The organism is Alloyangia mangrovi, from assembly GCF_002300555.2.
Lineage (GTDB): Bacteria > Pseudomonadota > Alphaproteobacteria > Rhodobacterales > Rhodobacteraceae > Salipiger > Salipiger mangrovi.
On sequence record NZ_NTHN02000011.1, the window covers coordinates 28,733 to 47,584 of the forward strand.

The 18,852-nt window shown below is 67.0% G+C and carries 19 protein-coding genes; 7 read left to right on the forward strand and 12 right to left on the reverse strand.

Annotated elements, in window-relative coordinates; translation table 11 throughout:
* Positions 1 to 15: 15 nt before the first annotated feature.
* The 5 genes from CLG85_RS08165 to CLG85_RS08185 form a co-directional block, all read right to left on the reverse strand.
* The gene (locus tag CLG85_RS08165) at positions 16 to 654 is read right to left on the reverse strand and encodes an aspartate/glutamate racemase family protein (RefSeq protein WP_095883769.1); all 639 of its coding nucleotides are present in this window, start codon (positions 652 to 654) and stop codon (positions 16 to 18) included.
* Positions 654 to 1,493, reverse strand: coding sequence for an ABC transporter permease (locus CLG85_RS08170; RefSeq protein WP_095883770.1), 840 nt, complete (start codon positions 1,491 to 1,493; stop codon positions 654 to 656). Before CLG85_RS08170 ends, CLG85_RS08165 begins: the two co-directional genes overlap by 1 nt.
* 3 nt (positions 1,494 to 1,496) lie before the next feature.
* Positions 1,497 to 2,360, reverse strand: coding sequence for an ABC transporter permease (locus CLG85_RS08175; RefSeq protein WP_095883771.1), 864 nt, complete (start codon positions 2,358 to 2,360; stop codon positions 1,497 to 1,499).
* Positions 2,361 to 2,466: 106 nt separating this feature from the next.
* Positions 2,467 to 3,732: an ABC transporter substrate-binding protein gene (locus tag CLG85_RS08180; protein ID WP_095883772.1), complete on the reverse strand. Its 1,266-nt coding sequence runs from the start codon at positions 3,730 to 3,732 to the stop codon at positions 2,467 to 2,469.
* A gap of 67 nt (positions 3,733 to 3,799) precedes the next feature.
* Positions 3,800 to 4,783 (reverse strand): ABC transporter ATP-binding protein, encoded by a 984-nt coding sequence (locus CLG85_RS08185; RefSeq protein WP_260348693.1) that lies wholly within the window; start codon positions 4,781 to 4,783, stop codon positions 3,800 to 3,802.
* Between the two features lie 261 nt (positions 4,784 to 5,044).
* Here CLG85_RS08185 and CLG85_RS08190 point away from each other — a divergent pair, with 261 nt between their 5' ends.
* The gene (locus tag CLG85_RS08190; protein WP_095883563.1) at positions 5,045 to 5,758 is read left to right on the forward strand and encodes a GntR family transcriptional regulator; all 714 of its coding nucleotides are present in this window, start codon (positions 5,045 to 5,047) and stop codon (positions 5,756 to 5,758) included.
* Between the two features lie 11 nt (positions 5,759 to 5,769).
* Positions 5,770 to 6,582 carry a GNAT family N-acetyltransferase gene (locus tag CLG85_RS08195; RefSeq protein ID WP_260348694.1) on the forward strand — a complete coding sequence of 271 codons (813 nt, stop codon included), beginning with the start codon at positions 5,770 to 5,772 and terminating at the stop codon, positions 6,580 to 6,582.
* Positions 6,583 to 6,614: 32 nt separating this feature from the next.
* Here the strand turns inward: CLG85_RS08195 and CLG85_RS08200 are convergent, their stop codons facing one another.
* Complete coding sequence (locus tag CLG85_RS08200) at positions 6,615 to 6,815, reverse strand: HVA1 family protein (RefSeq protein ID WP_311734970.1); 201 nt, start codon at positions 6,813 to 6,815, stop codon at positions 6,615 to 6,617.
* Between the two features lie 73 nt (positions 6,816 to 6,888).
* Entirely contained in the window at positions 6,889 to 8,409 is a 1,521-nt protein-coding gene (locus CLG85_RS08205) for an MORN repeat-containing protein (RefSeq protein WP_095883561.1), read from the reverse strand.
* Between the two features lie 192 nt (positions 8,410 to 8,601).
* On the opposite strand from CLG85_RS08205, the gene CLG85_RS08210 reads away from it, so the two are divergent.
* Both CLG85_RS08210 and CLG85_RS08215 read left to right on the forward strand, forming a co-directional pair.
* On the forward strand, positions 8,602 to 10,260 hold the full coding sequence (locus tag CLG85_RS08210; protein WP_095883560.1) for an NAD+ synthase: 1,659 nt from the start codon (positions 8,602 to 8,604) through the stop codon (positions 10,258 to 10,260).
* Between the two features lie 5 nt (positions 10,261 to 10,265).
* Positions 10,266 to 11,321: a glycosyltransferase family 4 protein gene (locus CLG85_RS08215; RefSeq protein ID WP_141244652.1), complete on the forward strand. Its 1,056-nt coding sequence runs from the start codon at positions 10,266 to 10,268 to the stop codon at positions 11,319 to 11,321.
* 6 nt (positions 11,322 to 11,327) lie between these two features.
* On the opposite strand, the gene CLG85_RS08220 is transcribed toward CLG85_RS08215, so the two are convergent.
* A complete protein-coding gene (locus tag CLG85_RS08220) occupies positions 11,328 to 11,717 on the reverse strand; it encodes a metallopeptidase family protein (protein WP_095883558.1) in 390 nt (129 codons plus the stop codon).
* A gap of 183 nt (positions 11,718 to 11,900) precedes the next feature.
* Here CLG85_RS08220 and CLG85_RS08225 point away from each other — a divergent pair, with 183 nt between their 5' ends.
* Positions 11,901 to 12,452, forward strand: coding sequence for a 2OG-Fe(II) oxygenase (locus CLG85_RS08225; protein WP_095883557.1), 552 nt, complete (start codon positions 11,901 to 11,903; stop codon positions 12,450 to 12,452).
* Between the two features lie 44 nt (positions 12,453 to 12,496).
* On the opposite strand, the gene CLG85_RS08230 is transcribed toward CLG85_RS08225, so the two are convergent.
* The gene (locus CLG85_RS08230) at positions 12,497 to 13,426 is read right to left on the reverse strand and encodes an MBL fold metallo-hydrolase (RefSeq protein WP_095883556.1); all 930 of its coding nucleotides are present in this window, start codon (positions 13,424 to 13,426) and stop codon (positions 12,497 to 12,499) included.
* Between the two features lie 473 nt (positions 13,427 to 13,899).
* Here CLG85_RS08230 and CLG85_RS08235 point away from each other — a divergent pair, with 473 nt between their 5' ends.
* Complete coding sequence (locus CLG85_RS08235) at positions 13,900 to 14,472, forward strand: DUF6976 family protein (protein WP_235865476.1); 573 nt, start codon at positions 13,900 to 13,902, stop codon at positions 14,470 to 14,472.
* Positions 14,473 to 14,567: 95 nt separating this feature from the next.
* Here the strand turns inward: CLG85_RS08235 and CLG85_RS08240 are convergent, their stop codons facing one another.
* Complete coding sequence (locus CLG85_RS08240; protein WP_260348695.1) at positions 14,568 to 15,521, reverse strand: 1-phosphofructokinase family hexose kinase; 954 nt, start codon at positions 15,519 to 15,521, stop codon at positions 14,568 to 14,570.
* Positions 15,522 to 15,620: 99 nt separating this feature from the next.
* Here CLG85_RS08240 and gltX point away from each other — a divergent pair, with 99 nt between their 5' ends.
* The gene (gltX, locus tag CLG85_RS08245; protein WP_095884013.1) at positions 15,621 to 16,955 is read left to right on the forward strand and encodes a glutamate--tRNA ligase; all 1,335 of its coding nucleotides are present in this window, start codon (positions 15,621 to 15,623) and stop codon (positions 16,953 to 16,955) included.
* Between the two features lie 70 nt (positions 16,956 to 17,025).
* Here gltX and CLG85_RS08250 read toward each other — a convergent pair whose 3' ends face one another.
* Together CLG85_RS08250 and CLG85_RS08255 are read right to left on the reverse strand one after the other, a co-directional pair.
* Entirely contained in the window at positions 17,026 to 18,255 is a 1,230-nt protein-coding gene (locus CLG85_RS08250) for a DUF2254 domain-containing protein (RefSeq protein ID WP_095884014.1), read from the reverse strand.
* Entirely contained in the window at positions 18,252 to 18,752 is a 501-nt protein-coding gene (locus CLG85_RS08255; protein WP_311734971.1) for a gamma-glutamylcyclotransferase family protein, read from the reverse strand. The genes CLG85_RS08250 and CLG85_RS08255 overlap by 4 nt, the downstream gene beginning before the upstream one ends.
* Positions 18,753 to 18,852: the final 100 nt, after the last annotated feature.

Consider the following 18,852-nt stretch of genomic DNA (forward strand, 5'->3'; position numbering starts at 1 on the left):
CGATAGCTCGGCGGATTAGAGCACCGAGATCAGCCGCGCCGCGCTTTCCACGCCGTCGATGACCGGTTTCTCGAACCGCGCCCGCAGGTGCGCCGTCAGCTTCGCCATCCCGGCGCAGCCGAGGATCACGCAATCCACCCCGTCTCCGGCCATGGCGCGGGCGGTTTCGGCGGCCACCGCCTCGGTCGCCGCCTCGGGGTCCTCTTCGAGGGCAAGCACGGGCACGTCGGAGGCCCGCACCTTGCCCAGCAGGTGCTCGAAGCCATAGCCGAGGATGTTCTCCTCGAGGATGGGCACCGAGACCGGCAGCGTGGTGACCACCGAGAAGCTCCAGCCGCGCAGCGCAGCGGCGTGATAGGCGGCCTGACCGATGCCGATCACCGGCACCTTCGAGCGGGCCCGTGCCTCCGCCAGCGCGGTGTCGTCGAAACAGGCGATGATGATGCCCTCGAAGCCCTCGACATTCGCCTTGTCGATCAGCCCCAGCAGCGGCGGCGCGGCTTTCAGCCCGTCGGCATGGCCCTGGATCGCGGGCGGACCTCCGGCATTGGTCCAGCCCTCGATCGTCAGCCCCGGCACCGAGGCACGGGCGACCTCCAGCATGGCCTCGGTCATCGCAACGGTGCTGTTTGGGTTGATGATCACATAGGCCATCAGACCATGCCCTTGCCGGCATCCGACCCCTGCTTCGCCCGCCGCTTGTTCATCGACCAGACGGTCAGCAGGAAGACCCCGATGATGACCAGCGAGAAGGCGGTGGTCAGCGTGCCGAGCGCGAAGATCACCGGCGTGGTGACATTGGTGGTCATGCCGTAGATCTCCAGCGGCAGCGTGTTGTAGCTGCCGGCGGTCAGCAGCGTGCGGGCGAACTCGTCATAGCTCAGCGTGAAGCCGAAGAGCGCGACCCCGATCAGCGAGGGCGCGATGATCGGCAGCACCACGTGACGCAACGCCTGCCAGTTGGTCGCGCCCTGGTCGCGGGCGGCCTCCTCGAAGGATTTGTCGAAACGGTTGAACACGGCGAACATGATCAGCAGGCCGAAGGGCAGCGTCCAGGTGAGCTGCGAGCCGAAGCCCGAGCTTGCCCAGTGGATCGGCAGCCCGGCCTGGCTGAAGATCAGCCCGACCCCGAGCGAGACGAGGATCGAGGGGATCACCAGCGCGGTGATCACAAGGTAGAACAGCACCACGTTGCCGGCAAAGCGCTTACGGAACGCCAGACCGCCCATCACCGAGACGACCACCGTGGTGATCATCACCATCAGCCCGAGCGCGAAGCTGCGGCGGAAGCTGCCCCAGATGTCGCCCACCGCCTGCTCTTGGAAGAGGTCGAAGAACCAGTGCAGCGAGACGCCGCGCATCGGGAAGGTGAGGCCCCCCTGCGGGCCCTGGAAGCTGAGGATCGCGATGGTGAAGGTCGGCCCGTAGAGGAACAGCAGGAACAGAACGAAGAAGGCGCCGAGCACGTAGAAGGAGCGGGGGCGGGTTTCCATGGGTCAGAGCTCCTTGCGGATGTCGACGAAGCGCAGCAGGATGCCGATGACCATCAAAACGGTGATCAGCAGCACCACGGCCGTGGCCGAGGCCGAGGGATATTGCAGCAGCGCGATGTCGTTCTGGATGAGGCGGCCGACGTTGGCCGATTGCGAGCCTGACATGAAGCGCACCGTAACGAAGTCGCCCATCACCAATGTGACAACGAAGATCGTGCCGATCATGATGCCCGGCTTGCACAGCGGGATGATGACGTTGGTCAGGGTCTGGAACCCGCTGGCGCCGCCGTCATAGGCCGCCTCGATCAGCGATTTGTCTATGCGCATCATGGTGTTGAAGATCGGCACCACCATGAACAGCGTGTAGAGGTGGACGAAGGCGAGGATCACCGAAAAATCGGAATAGAGCAGCCAGTCCAGCGGCTCGTCGGTGATGCCTGCCGAGATCAGCGCCGAGTTGGCCAGCCCGTTGCGCCCGAGAAAGGGGATCCACGAGATCATCCGGATGATGTTCGAGGTCCAGAACGGAATGGTGCACAGGAGGAACAGCGCGATCTGCCAGGTCTGGGTGCGCACGTGGAAGGCTAGGAAATAGGCCACGGTGAAGCCGATCCCCAGGGTGAAGGCCCAGACGATCAGCGCGTATTTGATGGTGTTGCCGAACACCCGGTAGGTCACCGGCGACCCGAAGAGGAAATCGTAGTTCTCCCAGCTGAAAGCCGGGACGATCGAGAACTCCGTCGCCTGCCAGAAGCTGACGACGACGATCATCACGATGGGCAGCACGAGAAAGAGGATCAGGACGAGCGTCAGGGGCGATGCCAGGAGCCAGCCGGTCAGGTGTCGGTTCGTTTCGCCAGCGCGCATGGGGCCTCCGGGAGATGGTCGTTCGGTGCAGGCGCGGCCTGCAGGAGGGCCGCGCCCCGGGACTCCCCGGAACGCGGCGATCTTGATCAGGCGCGAGCCCTGCGGATCAGGCCGAGATGAACTCGTTCCACTTGCGGACCATGTACTGGTTCTCGTCCATGACGGCGTTCCAGCAGGCGACGGAGCCCATGCGCTCCTCGAAGGAGCCGCCGTCGCGGGTCTCGCCGGCCTTGGCCATGGCGTCGCCGAACGGGTTGGTGATGGTGTCGGTGGCTTCCTTGCCCTCGAACCAGTAGCCCCATTCGTTCTCGGACATGTAGTTCTTCGAGGTTTCCGGGACCGCCGAGTAGTAGCCCTGGCGCATCAGGAAGCCGCCGACCCAGCCGTCGAGGTACCAGTTGATGTATTCGTAGGCCGCATCCAGCTCGAGCCCCGAGAGGTTCTTCGACAGGCCGATGCCACCGCCCCAGGAGCGGTAGCCCTCTTTCAGCGGCTGGTAGACGCAGTCGATGCCGCGCGACTTGACCGCGGTGATGGCGGGCGACCACATGGACTGGATCACCACCTCGCCAGACGCCATCAGGTTGACGCTCTCGTCGAAGGTCTTCCAGAAGGCGCGGAACTGGCCGGCCTTCTTGGCCTCGGTGAAGATCGCCATGGTCTTGTCGATCTCTTCGCGGGTCATGTTGCCCTTGTCGCCATAGGCAATCTCGCCCATCGACTCGCAGACCATGGCGGCGTCCATGATGCCGATCGAGGAGATGTCGAGGATCGAGGCCTTGCCTTTGAACTCGGGGTTCAGAAGCTCGGCCCAGGTCTCGATCGGACGGCCGATGAGGTCGGGGCGGATGCCCAGCGTGTCGGCGTTGTAGATCGTCGGGATGAGGGTCATCCAGTTGGTCTGTTCGGACGCAAAGGTGGTGCCATCGGGACCGTCGGTAAAGCCCACGGTGTGCGGCGCGGTGCCTTGGGCGATGGTCGACTCGGGCGTCAGCTTGCCGTCCTTGAAAATGCCGACGATCTTGTCGTAGTTCTTGATCTTGCTGACATCCATGGCCTGCAGGTTGCCAGTCGGCCAGACCTTCTTGCAGATCCAGTACTCGATGTCGGCGATGTCGAAGCTGCCCGGCTGGGTGGCGGCGCGCTGGGTGACGGCGTCGGAATCGAGCGCGGTCATCTCGAGCGTGAAGCCGAGGTCTTCCTTCACCTTCTGCCCCACCTCGTTGAGGTTCGACACGCCGGTGCCGAACTGGCGCAGGGTGACGTCCTTGATGTTCTGGGCCCAGATCATCGGTGCCGGGAAGGCGCTTGCGGCCCCTGCGGCGGCGGCGCCCTTGAGCAGGCCCCGGCGGCTGAGTTTCTTCGTCGTCATGTCCTAACTCCCTGTGTTGGACTTGTCTTGACCGGACCTTTTCGGCCCTTGACCCTTCCGGCCCGGTTCAGGCCGAAAGCGGATGCAGCGCCTGGTCATCCCAGACCAGGCCGACCCCGTCGCCGGGGGATTTCGGATCGGAGAAGAACTGCTCCTCGGGCACCCAGGCGGTCACGTCCTGATCGCCCGCGGCGAGCACGGTCACGGCCACATGCGTGCCTTGGAACTCCACCGAGGTGACTCGCCCGCCCAGCGCAGCGCCGGCCTCTGGGGCGATGCGCGTCAGATCGTTGCGGATGGCAAAACGGCCCTGCGGCAGCGCCAGCACGTTGTGCCCACCCATGAAGCGGGCGACGAACTCGGTCTTTGGCGCGTTGAACACGTCGCGCGCGCTGCCGGCCTGCTCGATCACCGCGTTGTTCATCACGACGATCTCGTCGGCCAGCGCCAACGCCTCGTCCTGGCCGTGGGTGACGTGCACGAAGGTGATCCCGAGCTCGCGCTGCAGGCGCTTCAGCTCGGCGCGCATGCGGATGCGCAGGAACGGGTCGAGCGCCGAGAGCGGCTCGTCGAGCAGCAGGATCTGCGGCTCGGTGATCAGCGCCCGGGCGAGCGCCACGCGCTGCTGCTGCCCGCCTGAAAGCTGCGACGGCAGGCGCTCGGCGTATCGGGTCATGTCGACGAGCTCGAGCATCTCCATCGCCGAGCTGCGGCGGGTGGCAGCGTCGACGCCCTTCATCTTCAGGGAAAAGGCAACGTTGTCCGCCACCGAAAGGTGCGGGAAAAGTGCGTAGCTCTGGAACATCATCGCGGTGCCGCGCTTGGCGGGCGGCAGGTAGGAGATGTCCGAGCCGCCCAGCACTATGGAGCCCGCGCTCACCGTCTCGTGCCCGGCGATCATCCGCAGCGTCGAGGACTTGCCGCAGCCCGAGGGACCAAGCAGGCAGGCATAGACGCCCGAACCGAAATGGTGGTCGATCGCGTCGACGGCCACCGTGTCGCCGTAACGCTTGGTCAGACCGACGAGTTCGAGATCGAGTCCTTGGCGCATGTGTCCCCCGTTGGTCAGGCCTCAGTTCCGCCGCAGCGGCTGCTTCACGATCCTGTCCCCGGCCCGCGCGAAAAAACGAAGCACGGGCAACGTCGGGGAAGGGCAGATTCTGAAGTCCGCCCAAATTTTCACCAATGTTTATGCTCTCTGTGCGCTTTTTGATTACAGATCGTATACGATCTTCGAAATTATCCCGTGCGATCCTCCGGTCCCTTGTGCGTGCCGAGAGTCTCGGAAACATTGACGCCAAAGGAGACGCGCGTGACCTCAGGAGCGGAAAAATCGGCAAGAGCCCCCGAACGGGCCAAGGGCTCCAAGGCCCGGGCCGTAGCAGATGCGCTGACCTTGGCTGTGCACGAGCACCGGCTGACGCCGGGGCTGAAGCTGAACGAGGACGAAGTCGGCGAGATCTTCGGCGTGGGGCGCACCATCGTGCGCTCGGCTCTGCAGATGCTTGCGCACGAGCAGCTGGTGACCATCGAGCCCAACCGCGGTGCCTTTGTCGCCGAACCCTCGATCCGCGAGGCGCGCGAGGTCTTCGAGGCCCGCGCCCTGCTCGAGCCGCGCACTGCACGCTCGGCCGCGGAGCGGATCACCCCCGAGGGCATCGCCCGGCTGCGCGCCCACAGCGTGGCCGAGCACGAGGCGCTCGACCGCGGCGACTTTGGCACCGCGCTGCGGCTTTCGGGCGCGTTCCACATAGAGATTGCACGGATCGCCGACCAGTCCACCATCGCCGAATTCATCACCCAACTCATCGCAAGATCTTCACTGGTCATCGCTCTTTACTGGCGCAGACCCGAGGCAATGTGCGAAACTCATGCGCATGAGGCGCTGCTGTCCGCCCTTGAACGGGGCGACGGCGCCACGGCGGAGGAGATGATGAAGGGCCACCTGCTCGATCTGCTGTCGTCGCTCGATCTGCGCGAGGCGCCGCCTCCGCCGCAGAGCCTGCGCGACGCCCTGCGGCCATGATGCTGCGAACCATGACCCGGGCCGATCTGGGCCGGGCGCTCGACTGGGCAGCCGAGGAAGGCTGGAACCCGGGACTCGAGGATCTCGAGGTCTTCCACGCCACTGACCCGGGTGGTTTCTTCTGCGCCGAGCTGGGCGGCAAGATGGCGGCAGCGATCTCGGTGGTGAACCATTCGCCCAGCCTCGCTTTCCTCGGTCTCTACCTCTGCGCCCCGGCCTACCGCGGACAGGGCATCGCCCATGCGCTCTGGCTGCACGCGCTGAAACACGCCGGCGATCGGACCGTCGGGCTCGACGGCGTACCGGCGCAGCAGGAGAACTACCGCAAGTCGGGATTCGTGCTGGCCGGGCAGACCAAGCGCTACGCCGGTGCCCTGCGCCCCGGCCATGGTAAGGGGGTTACCTCGGCCTCGGCGGCGGACCACCCGCTTCTGATCGAGATGGAGCGCCGCGCCTGCGGCTATGCCAAACCCACCTTCTGCGCCGCCTGGCTCGAGCCCGCGCAGACCCGCTACACGCTGGTACACCGCAGCAATGGCACACCGGACGGGTTCCTCACCCTGCGGCGCTGCCGCGACGGCTGGAAGATCGGCCCACTCTGCGCACCCGGCATCGAAGTCGCGAAGACCCTGCTCGAGGCGGCGGCGCAGCACAGCGAAGACGATCAGGTGATGATCGACCTGCCGCAAGAATCGGCACCGCTGGCCGCGCATTGTCTAGAGATGGGGCTCGAGCCGATGTTCCACACCGCCCGCATGTACCGCGGCCCCGCGCCGCTGCCCGGCCCGGGTCTGCACGCGGTGGCGACGCTGGAGCTGGGCTGAGGCGGGGCTGGCTGGCTGGCTGGCTGGCTGGCTCAGACCTTGGTCAGCTCGCTTTCAAGCTTCAAGACCCGGCCGCCATCGTCCTGCTCGATCAGGAAGGCAGGCGTATCGGAAGAGCCGTTGCGGGTGATCTCCTGGTCCTTGATCTGACGTGTGACCCGGCGCTCGAAGCGATCTGCGATCTTGCCCCTGGCTTTGCCATCCCCCCCAGTTCCACTGGACAGTCTCTCCAACCTGAAACGTGCTCATCGATTGCCTCCCGAAATTACGTAGGGGAAACACGTTTGAGGCGCAGAGGTTCCGACGCTACTCCGAGGCCGGGCTCTCTTCCGGCGCTTCAGGCTCCGCCGGAAGCGACTCGCCGTCGGTCGGTTCCGCGCCTTCCGCCGGCGTCTCCGCGGGAGTCTCGCTCTCCTGTACCGGGGTGTCGGTCGTCAGAACGCCGTTCACCCAGGTGCCGGTGCTCTGCTCCCCGGTGGCGTAGCGCATCGTGCCCTCGCCCTGGCGCTTGCCGTCCTTGAAGTGCCCCTCGTAGACGTCGCCATTGGCATAGGTCGCCACGCCCTCGCCCTCGATTTCGCCGTTGACCCAGCCGCCGTCGTAGCGGAAGCCGTCGGGCATGGTGATCGCACCCTGCCCGTGGCGCTGGCCGTCGCGGAAGGCGCCGGTGTAGACCGTGCCGTCGGGATAGGTGGCGGTGCCCTCGCCGTGGCGCTGGCCGTCCTTCCAGTCGCCCTCGTAACGGTAGCCGTCGGGGTAGGTCATCACCCCTTGCCCATCGTTGCGGGCGTTCTTGAACGTTCCCTCGTAGACCAGGCCGTTGGCGTAACGGGCCACGCCCCGCCCCTCGATCACCCCGTCGACCCAGGTGCCCTCGTAGGTGGAGCCGTCGGGATAGGTGATCGTGCCGGTGCCATTGGCGAGATCGCCGAGGAAGGCGCCCTCGTAAATCGAGCCGTCAGGATAGGTGACCTTGCCCTGGCCCTCGATCTGGCCCGAGACCCAGTCGCCCTCGTAGCGGTAGCCGTCCTCGCCGATGAAGGCGCCCTTGCCCTGCCGCTGGTCGTTGTCGAAGGCGCCCTCGTAGATGTCGCCATTGGCGTAGGTGACCTTGCCCTGGCCCTCGCGGCGACCGTCGACCAGCTCGCCCTCGTAGACGTCGCCGTTGGGCTGGGTCAGCTTGCCGATGCCGTCGATCTGCCCCTCGCGCCAGGTGCCCTCGTAGACCAGCCCGTCGGGCATGGTGAGCTTGCCTTGTCCGTCGCGCAGCCCGTTGGCGACGCGGCCCTCGAAGACCGAGCCGTCGGGATAGGCGATCTCGGCATTGCCCTGCTTGACGCCGTTCACCCAGTCGCCCTCGTAGCGATAGCCGTTGGGGCCGGTCATAACGCCGCGCCCGTGGTGCAGCGCGTTGCGGAAGGCGCCCTCGTAGCGCATGCCGTTGGCGTATTGCATGATCCCCTTGCCGGTGATCTTGCCGTCGAGCCAGGAGCCCTCGTAGGTGCCGCCGTCGGCAAAGACGATGCGGCCGATGCCCTCGGGCTTGCCCTTGGCGAACTGGCCTTCATAGACCGAGCCATTGGGGAAGCGCGCGACGCCCTCGCCGCGGATCTCGCCCTCGGCCCATTGGCCGGTGTATTCGTAGCCGTTCGGCAGCCGGTAGGTGCCAGTGCCGTGCTGAAGACCGTTCTGGAAGGTGCCCTCGTAGACCCCGCCATCGTCATATTGCTTGGTCTGGACCTCGCCGCCCTCGACCTGCGCGAGTGCCGGATAGGTCAGCGCCGCAATTGCCGCCGCCGTGAGGATGGATCTGCCTGAGAGCTTCATGCGCCTTCCCTGCCGGCCGCTCGCCGGATGCCTGTTGTTTTGCCCCGAAAATCGGCCTGAAAATCGGCCCCTCTGCCGCCGCGAAACTAAACAACACCCCCTTGGCTGACAATCTCTTTTGCCCCCAGCTTCTTCCCCTCCGGCGTGGTTCTGCTATGTGGGCACGCGGATGTGACCAAAAGGACGTGGCTCATGGGTGACCGTTTCCGCCTGACCATCGCGCAGCTCAACCCGACCGTGGGCGATCTTGCCGGCAATGCCGCCAAGGCCAGGGACGCCTGGGAGCAGGGCCGCGCGGCGGGGGCCCAGCTCGTCGCCCTGCCCGAGCTGTTCATCGCAGGCTACAACCCGCAGGACCTGCCGATGAAGCATGCCTTCACGCTGGACTGCATGGACGTCGCGCGAAAGCTGGCCGAGGATTGCGCCGATGGTCCCGCGCTGGCCATCGGCTGCCCCTGGATCGAGGGCACCGAACTCTACAACGCCTATCTGATCTGTCGCGATGGGCGGATCGTCACCCAGGTCTTCAAGCACCACCTGCCGAACTACGGCGTCTTCGACGAGGTCCGGGTCTTTGACAGCGGCGCCATCGGCGGGCCCTACGCGGTGGGCAACGTGCGCATTGGCTCGCCGATCTGCGAGGACGCCTGGTACGAGGACGTGGCCGAGACCCTCGCCGAGACCGGCGCAGAGTTCCTTCTTGTACCCAATGGCTCGCCCTACCGCAGAAACAAGCATGACACCCGGCTCAACAAGATGGTCGCCCGCGTGATCGAGACCGGCCTGCCGCTGATCTACCTCAACATGGTGGGTGGGCAGGACGACCAGATCTTCGACGGCGGTTCCTTCGTGCTGAACCCCGGCGGACAGGCGGCATTGCAACTGCCGGTGTTCGAGGAGGAGATCGCGCAGGTTGACCTCGTCCGAACGTCCGAGGGCTGGCGCGCCGAGGACGGGCGCTTCGTGCAGCATCCGAGCGAGATGGAGCAGGACTACCATGCCATGGTGCTCAGCCTGCGCGACTATTGCCGCAAGACCGGCTTCGGCAAGGTGCTGCTGGGCATGTCGGGCGGCATCGACTCGGCGCTGGTGGCGACCATCGCCACCGACGCGCTCGGGGCCGAGAATGTGCGCTGCGTGATGCTGCCCTCGGAATACACCTCCGAGCATTCGCTCGAGGATGCCAAGGCCTGCGCCAACAACCTCGGCTGCCACTATGATTTCGTGCCCATCGCCGAGGGCCGCGCTGCGATCACCAACACGCTGGCGCCGCTCTTCGAGGGGCGACCCGCCGACCTCACCGAAGAGAACATCCAGTCGCGCCTGCGCGGGCTGCTGCTGATGGCGTTGTCGAACAAGTTCGGCGAGATGCTCCTGACCACCGGCAACAAGTCCGAGGTCGCGGTGGGCTATGCCACGATCTATGGCGACATGGCGGGTGGCTACAATCCGATCAAGGATCTCTACAAGACCCGGGTCTTCGCCATCTGCCGCTGGCGCAACGAGAACCAGCGTCCCTGGATGAAAGGCCCCGAGGGCGAGGTGATCCCCGAGCGGATCATCACCAAGCCCCCTTCGGCCGAGCTGCGCGAGGACCAGAAGGACAGCGACAGCCTGCCCGACTACCCGGTGCTGGACGGCATCCTCGAGATCCTCGTCGACCGCGACGGCTCGATCGCCGATTGCGTTGCGGCGGGCTATGACCGGGCCGACGCCAAGAAGGTCGAGCACCTCCTCTACATCTCCGAGTACAAGCGCTTCCAGTCCGCCCCCGGCGCGCGGCTGTCGCAAAAGGCCTTCTGGCTCGACCGGCGCTATCCCATCGCCAACCGCTGGCGCGACAACGGATGAGCGCGGTGCGGCCCCGGATCCTCTTCGTCGTCGAGCGGTTCCACACGAACCTCTGGGAGGCGACGCGCGCGCTGAACGCGGCGCAGATTGACGTGGCGGTCTGGGGCAGCGGCAGCGGCAAGACCGAGGACCATAGCGTCGTCGCTCCGCGGGTCTTTCCTTATGACGCCGACCCTGCCGCATTCCGCAGTGCTTGGGACGACCTGAAGCCGGATCTGGTGATTTTGCGCAACGTCGCCGCACACCGCCGGGCGGTGGCCCGGCTGGCGCGGGCGAGCGGCACGCCGATGTGGTTCTACGACCTCAACCCCTACCACTGGCGCGAGCCGCTGAAGCGCCGGCTGACCCGCCGGTTCCAGGGCCTGCCGCAGCGCCGGGTGACTCCCGTTCTCGGGCTCGACACCACCATCCGCCCGAGCCGCGACGCCCGCTACATCCCATGGCCAGTGATGGCGGCACCGGAACCTACGCCCGGCGAGGCCGCGCCCCGGAGCGGCCAGGAGGTCACGGTGCTCTGCGTCGCCAAGCTCCACAACCCGCGCAAGAACCACGGCATGGTGATCGACGCGCTGCGGACGCAGGGCCGCGCGGGCAAGGTGCGGCTGCTGCTCGCCGGCACCACCGGCGATCCGGTGCAAAACGCCGCGCAGATCGCCGCGCTCGAAGAGGTGGCCGCCGCCGAGCCCTGGCTCGAGCTGCACGCCAATGTGCCCTTCAAGCAGATGCCCGAGCTCTACCGGCAGGCGGATATCTGCATCCTGCCCTCGGTGCGCGAGCCGCTCGGCTTCGCCCCGGTGGAATCCATGGCCTATGGCTGCGTCCCGGTGATTTCGACCGACGCCGGCTCGGCGGGCTACGTGCGACACGGCGAAAACGGGCTGCGGGTGGACGTCAGCCGTCCCGGCGCGGTGGAAGAGGTGCTTTCCTCGCTCATCGACGACGCCGCGCTCCGGCAGCGCCTCGGGGCCGCCGCGCTGGAAACCGCGCAGGGAGAGCTGGGCGCCGAGCGATTCGTGACCCGGATGCGCGCGCTGCTGCAGGAGAGCGGCGTCAGCGCCTGAGCCGCCTCACTCCCACCAGCGGTCAACGCTGGCAATATCCTCGTCGGACCAGCCGAAGTGATGCGCGAACTCGTGCACAGTGACATGGGTCACCAGGTCCTCGAGCGTCACGTTGCCCCTGTCGCGCCATTCCTGCAGGATCGGCTCGCGGAACAGCCAGACGGTATCGGGATAGGGCGACGGCCAGCTCGAGGCCTTCTCGGTCACCGGGATCCCCTCGTAAAGGCCGGTCAGCTCGAGCGGATCGTCGATTTCCATATCTTCAAGGATCTCGTCGGACGGCCAATCCTCGACGCGCAGCACCACCTCGGCGGCAGCGGCGCGGAAGGGCGCGGGCAGGGTATCGACCGCGGCGCGGGCCATGGTCTCGAAACTGGCGAGATCGGGATCACTCATGCAAGGGATATGGCGTGCCGGACGTCGCTGGAAAAGAGGGAAACCGCGCGGCGCAGTGGCCGGACAAGGCCCTCCCCCGGCAATGACGCCAAGACAGGTCGCTTTCCGCCCTTCCTGTCGCAAACGGCGCAGATTTTCCCCGCCCCCGCCCTTAGCTGCGCGCTCCGCTTCCAGGAGAGTCGCATGATCACCGTCCACAACATCCCCCAGGCCTTTTCCGAGACCGACTGCGCCCGTCTCATCGAGATCGCGCGCAACGCCGAAGCCTCGGACGCGCGGCTGGTGGGACAGCAGCGCGCGCACAACCTGCGCCGCGCCGATCTGGTGTGGCTCGACGACGTCGAGGACACCGGCTGGGTCATGGATCGGATCATCGAGCTGGTGCGCGACGCCAACCGCAGCGCCTATGACTTCGCGCTCGACGCCTTCGACGAGAGCGCGCAGGTCGCGCGCTACGGTGCCGAGCGTGAGGGCCATTTCGACTGGCATTCGGACATCGGCGAGGGCCGCCTCGCCTCGCGCCGCAAGCTGACCATGGTGGTGCAGCTCTCGGACGAGGGCGACTACGAAGGCGGCGCGCTGGAGGTCATGCCCTCGAACCACATCGTCACCGCAAAGAAAGAGCGCGGCACCGCCACGCTCTTTCCGTCCTACATGTTGCACCGGGTGACCCCGGTGACAGATGGTGAGCGCCACTCGCTGACCATTTGGGCACACGGGCCGGCCTTCCGCTGAGATCCGCGCGCCAAGGGCGGGCACGTCAGACCGGGCCCGCCCGCTCAGCTCATCAGCAGCTGGTAGCTGTGCGGCACATAGCGGAAGCCGTCGTCCTCGGCCTCGACGTAGCCAATCGCCGGGAAGGGCATGTGGTAGCCGATGAAGGGAGTCTTCTCCTCGGCCAGCGTGCCGAAGACCTTGCGCCGTGACGAGGCGGCGAGCTGCTTGTCCATGTCGAAGCGCACTTCCCAGTCGGGCTTGCCCACCGACCAGACGTAGTGGTTGGCAAGATCGGCGGTCAGCATCAGCTTCTTGCCGCCGCTTTCGAGCATGAAGCACATGTGGCCCGGCGTGTGCCCCGGCGCCAGGACCGAGGTGATCCCAGGCGCCACCTCGGCGCCGTTGCCGAGGAAGCTAAAGCTTCCCTCCAGCGGGCGTACCTTGTCCTCGAAGGTCTCGTTGCCGGCGGCGGACCAGTGATCCCATTCCTCCTGCCCGGTGAGCAGCGCGGCATTGGCGAAGGTCGGCGTGCCACCGTCCGAAAGCCCGCCGATATGGTCGCCGTGCATGTGGGTGATCACCACGTGGCTCACGTCCTCCGCCGCATAGCCCGCCGCCTCGACCGCGGCGACGATGCCTGCCGGGTCGAGCCCGGTGTCGAAGAGGATCAGCGCGCCACCGGTGTTGACCAGCGTGGGCGTGAAGAAGAACTGTGTCTTGTCGGTCGGGATGTTCGCCGCTTCGGAAACCTCGGCGAATTCCTCGGGGCTGGCGTTCATGCCGAAAGTGCCCTGCGGTTCGGGCACGGTCCGCGTGCCGGCCATCATTGCGGTGACCTCGAAATCCCCCAGCGGCACGCGGTAGGTCCGCGGCACCTGCGGGCCCTGCGCCTCCTGCGCACGGGCGCGGGTCGTACCGCCGAGACCGGCGGCAAGCGGCAGCGCCGCGGCGCAGGTCAGCGCCGTGCGGCGCGTGATCTTGTCCTTGTCCATAGTCGTCTTCCTCTCCTGTTGCCCTGTCGTTGCCCTGTGCTGGGTCGTCCTGTGCCAAAGGATAGTTCCCTTGCGTCATCCGGCCAGAATGCACCAGCTGGCGCATCATCACATCCGTGTATTTGCACGGCATTAATCGGACTCACCGCAGCTCGGTCCGTGCAGTCGTGAACAGAGAGGAGCCGCGGATGATCCCGCACGCTTCCAACCCCTTCTGGCTACCAAGATCCTCGTCACCCGGCTCCGCCGCGAGGTGAAGGCGAGTCCCGCCGAGATGGCCGGCAAGATTGCCGAGCTGCGTGGCTACTTCGAGAAGAACGCCTTCGATCACAAGGACTTCGCCCTCTTCTGACGCGTCCGATCCCCGACAGGTCCGGCCCCTGGACGCCCTGAGCCCCCGAAGCGAAAGCCCATGAAGCACACCCTGATGACCCTGGCGCAGGCGGCAGAGCACGTCACCGCCGGCGCGACCCTTGTCCTCGCCGGCGCCGAGCAGGCGCTGGATCGGCGGCACCTCGGTCTATTTCATGACCGAGGACGGCGGCCAGGTGGACCAAAAAAACCTCTTGGTCACCGAGATCGAGGCCGCGGAGGACGCCCGCCCCGTGCTCTACGAGGGCGAGGAGCTGCCGAGCCTTACAAAGGACCGCTTCGAGCGCGGCCAGTCGGTCATCCTGATCCCCGCCTTCAGCCGCGCCCACGAGACCTATGCCATCGGCGCCGCGGAATTCCCCGGTCTATTCGACCAGCCGTTTATGGGCTGGATCACCGGCGTGGCTCTCGACGACCTCGAGCGGGTCAGGCCCATGGTCTTCGACAGCAGCCGCGGCACGGCCCACGAGGACGGCGCGCTGGTGCTGCACGTGAAGCTCCCTGCCGACCGGACCGCCAACGTCGAGATCCTCAACCTGTTCGAGCAGGACGGGTTCGGTCCCGAGATCAGCTTCACCGGCCCCGTCACCTTCGGCGAGATCGCCTATATCCTGCTGAACCAGACCATGGTGCGGCTGCAGCTGCACGGGCAGGAACAAGCCCCGGTCGCCTGACCATCTCTCTCCGCCCCCGGCCAACTCTCTCTGGTCGTGGGATCGGGGGGATAGGTGCCAGGCAAGCCCGCCCCCCCTGCCCCGCCGCAGCGCCGTCAGGCTCTTATTTCGCTCGCCCCGCATTGCGCCAGCAGCCCCTGCACCATCGCCCGGGTGCAGAGTGTCGTGCCGGGCGTGGTCACCGTCGCGCTGGCCGCCGCCGCGCCGAGCGCCAGCGAGTCCGGCGCGCTCAGGCCCGAGGAAATCCCGAAGGCATAGGCCCCGACGAAGCTGTCTCCCGCCCCCACCGCCGAGAGCACCGAAACCTTGGCCGCGCTCACCTGCCAGAGCCCGTCCGGCCCGGCCATGACCGAGCCGTCCGCCCCACGCGCGAGGATCACCCGTTCGGCCGCGCCCCGCGCCACCAGCTCGGCGGCGAAGCGGGCCGAGTCGGCGCGGCTCATCAACGGCCGGCCCGCGAGGTCCTCGGCCTCGAGGCTGTCCATCCGCAGCACCGCCGGTGCCGGATCAGTGCCTTTGGCCAGAAGCTCGAGCACCGGCCCCGAGGTGTCGACGATCAGGCACGCACCGCGATCCCGCAGCGCCCGGGCAAGCTCGACCGGAAAATCATTCGGCACCCCCGGCGGCTGGCTGCCGCTGAGCACCACGATGCCGCCCTCGTGCACGGTGCTCGCAATCGAGGAGAGCGCGTCGAGCACGTCGCCCTCGCTCCAGACCGGGCCAGGCATGACGAAACGGTACTGCTCGCCGCTGTAGCGGTCGTGCACGGCGAGGCTCTCGCGGGTCTCGCCCGGCGCGCGCATCCGCACCATCGGCAACCCGCGCTCGGCCAGCGCCGCCTCGAGCCGCATCCCCGTCGGACCACCAAGCGCCAGGAAGGCCCGCGCCGGACCGCCAAGCTCGGCGGCTACCCGCGCCACGTTGATGCCGCCGCCGCCGGGATCGGCGCTTGGCGTGTCACAGCGCAGCTTCGGGCCGGCCACCACGCGATCCGTGGTGGTCGACAGATCGAGCGCAGGATTGAGCGTGACCGTCAGAATGTCTCTCATAGGGCGGAGAATACACGGCTTGAGGACTCCGCCAAGGGCCGCGAACTGGACAAACCGCCGCGCTTGTGAAATTGCCACCCGCGTATGCAGGAGGCTAGCATGACCACCACCCGTTTCGCACCGTCGCCCACCGGTCACATCCATGTGGGCAACCTCCGCACCGCGCTGTTCAACTACCTGATCGCGCGCAAGGCCGGCGGCACCTTCATCCTGCGCATCGATGACACCGATGCCGAGCGCAGCAAGGAAGAATACGTCGACGGCATCAAGCGCGACCTTGAATGGCTCGGTCTGCACTGGGACAAGACGGAGCGACAGAGCGCGCGGCTGGACCGCTACCATGCCGCCGCCGACGAGCTGCGCGCCATGGGCCGCTTCTACGAGGCCTTCGAAACGCCGACCGAGCTCGACCTCAAGCGCAAGAAGCTGCTCAACATGGGCAAGCCGCCGGTCTACGACCGCGCCGCGCTGTCCCTCTCGGACGCCGAGAAGGACGCCCTGCGCGCCGAGCGCGGCAACGGGGTGTGGCGGTTCAAGCTGGACCAGCAGCGCATCGACTGGACCGACGGCATCCTCGGGCCGATCTCGATCGACGCCGCCTCGGTCTCTGACCCGGTGCTGATCCGCGGCGACGGGCAGATCCTCTACACGCTGGCCTCGGTGGTCGACGACATGGACATGGGCGTCACCAACATCGTGCGCGGCTCGGACCACGTCACCAACACCGCGACGCAGATCCAGATCATCGAGGCGCTCGGCGGCACCGCCCCCGGCTTCGCGCACCACTCGCTGCTCACCGGCCCACAGGGCGAGTCGCTGTCGAAGCGCCTCGGCGTGCTGTCGATCCGCGACCTGCGCGAAGCGGGCGTCGAGCCCGAGGCGCTGCTGTCGCTGATGGCCCGCCTTGGCTCGAGCCAGCCGGTGGAACTGCGGCTGTCGCTGGAAGAGATCGCCGAGGGCTTCGAGCTGAGCCAGTTCGGTGCGGCTCCGACCAAGTTCGACGAGCAGGATCTCTACCCGCTGACCGCCCGCAAGCTGCACCAGCTGCCGCTGGCCGAGGTGACCGAGGAGCTGACCGCGATCGGCGTGCCCGCCGAAAAGCAGGAAGCCTTCTGGAACGTGGCGCGTGAGAACATCGTGACCCGCAAAGAGATCGCTGGCTGGTGGGAGCTGTTCCGCGACGGCGCCGAGCCGCTGATCGCCGACGAGGACCGCGCGTTCATCGCCGAGGCGATGGCATTGCTGCCCGAGGGCCCCTACACCACCGAGACTTGGGGCGAATGGACCAAGGCGGTGAAGGAGGCCACTGGCCGCAAGGGCAAGGGCCTTTTCATGCCGCTGCGCAAGGCGCTGACCGGGCTCGAGCGCGGGCCCGAGATGTCGGACGTGCTGCCGCTGCTGGAGAAGATCCCGGCAAAGGCGCTGGCGAAGTAAGCGCCGAACCATCGGATTGCAAAGGCGGGCCCCCGGGTCCGCCTTTTTCTTTGACTGCCCGCACCCGGGACTAGGTCTCGTCCCGCTTGGTCTCCAGCCAGCGCCGATCCGCCTCTACCGTCAGCGCCGCCTCGGCATGGGCAAAGGTGTAATCCCGGGTGACCTCCGCCGCCGCGGCCAGCGCGGGCCATTCCGCGCGGCGCAGCACCTTCATGGCCGAAAGCACGCAGGAGATCACCTCGGGCCGCGCCGCGCCGTCTCGGATCAGCGGGTAGAAGCCGTCCTCCAGCAGGTGCTGCGGATCGAGCGGTGCCATCTGCACATGCGGGAAATCGGGCGGCGCCTCCTCGGGGCAGCCCAGTCCCATCAGCATCCGCTCCAGCCGCTGCACCACGTCGATCGCCGTGCCCGGATCGTTGACCGCGGGCGAGAGCGCGCGGATGGCGACCTCGTTCATCACCATGACCCCGTAACGGGCGTCCTGCTCCATGGTGCGCTCGGCGCCGAGGGTGAAGCACTCGGCGATCTCCTCGGGGGAGACATGACCGCCCGCCAATACCCCCAACGGCATTCCCGGCACGAGATGCGCGCCGGGATGGGCGGTGACTCGGAAGACGGCCTCGGAGGCCGCCAGCTTTTCCTCCAACGCCTCGAGGTTGATGTATTGCACGTAGCCGGCCGTCGAGGCCGGAACCTCCCGCGCATCCGAAGGCAACGCGCGATCCGGCAGCGCCGCGCCAAGCGAGGGTTTGGCCATGGCCCGCTCCAGCGGTGGCAGGGCGCTCTCGACGACACGCTCCAGGGTATGATCCATGCTGCCCATGACGCTGAGGTGACCGATCCAGCGCAGCATGGCGCCGATCACCGCGACGATGCTGGCAATGGTCAGGAAGAAGATCACCACGGCGGATTCTTTCGAATAGAGCCCGGCGTTGAACAGGACGAGTGCCGTCAGCGAGAAAAGGAAAGTGCCGGTAAAGGCCGCCAGCGCAGTCTGCGCCGTGCTGTCCTCGAGGTGCAGCCGATAGGCGCGCGGCGTGGCCTGACTGGCGGCGGATTGGAAGGCCTGCACCATGACCGAGAGCGAGAAGGTGGTGACTGTCAGCATGGTGGTGGCGAGGATCGACAGGATCGGCGTCACCGCATCCGCGCCGAAGCGGTCCTTCATCCAGTCCGGGATCAGTGACTGGAACAGCGGCGCAAGGGCCACGGCAAGCAGCGCCAGCAGCGCCCCGAGCAGCACCCGCACCCCGAGCCGCTTCGACAGCCGGTAGAGCAGCAGGAGCCAACGCGGGGTCATCCGGTGAGGACCCGCACGCCCAGCCCCGAGATCGCCGCGTCGACGAACGCGCGCTCGGCGTCGGTCAGGGTCTGCGCTCGGGGGTATTGCGGCGCGGCGCGGTCGTTCAGGACCGGCGCGTCCCAATTGGCGGTGGTGGCGAGGAAACGCTCGGCACCCTGTCGGCCGAACTCGCCGAGGTAGCCCTGCAGCACCACGTCGAGATAGCTCAGCAGCACCGGGTGCTCCACGTCGGGCGGCATGCGGTCCGCCTCGGGCACCACGTAGATTGCCAGCGCCTCGACGGCCTCGGCGGGGTGACGCACGTCGCGCAGTGCATCGGTCCGGTCATAGCACGCCTCGCGCAGGTCGAGCGCCGCCCAGCCATCATCGTCGACGGGGGCGATCAGCCCCTCGATCTCGCAGGAGGGGTCTCGCAGCACCGTCAGCAGCGACACCGGCCGCCCCGGCACCTGCGCCCAGACCCTGCACCAACCCGAGGCTGTGGCCCGGTGCACCGGCGCGAACCCATGCGTGCGGCGATTGACGAGAGACCCATACCCGAAAAAATAAGATGTGCTCATTCCGCGCCATTTCTCTGACCCAATTGATATGTAT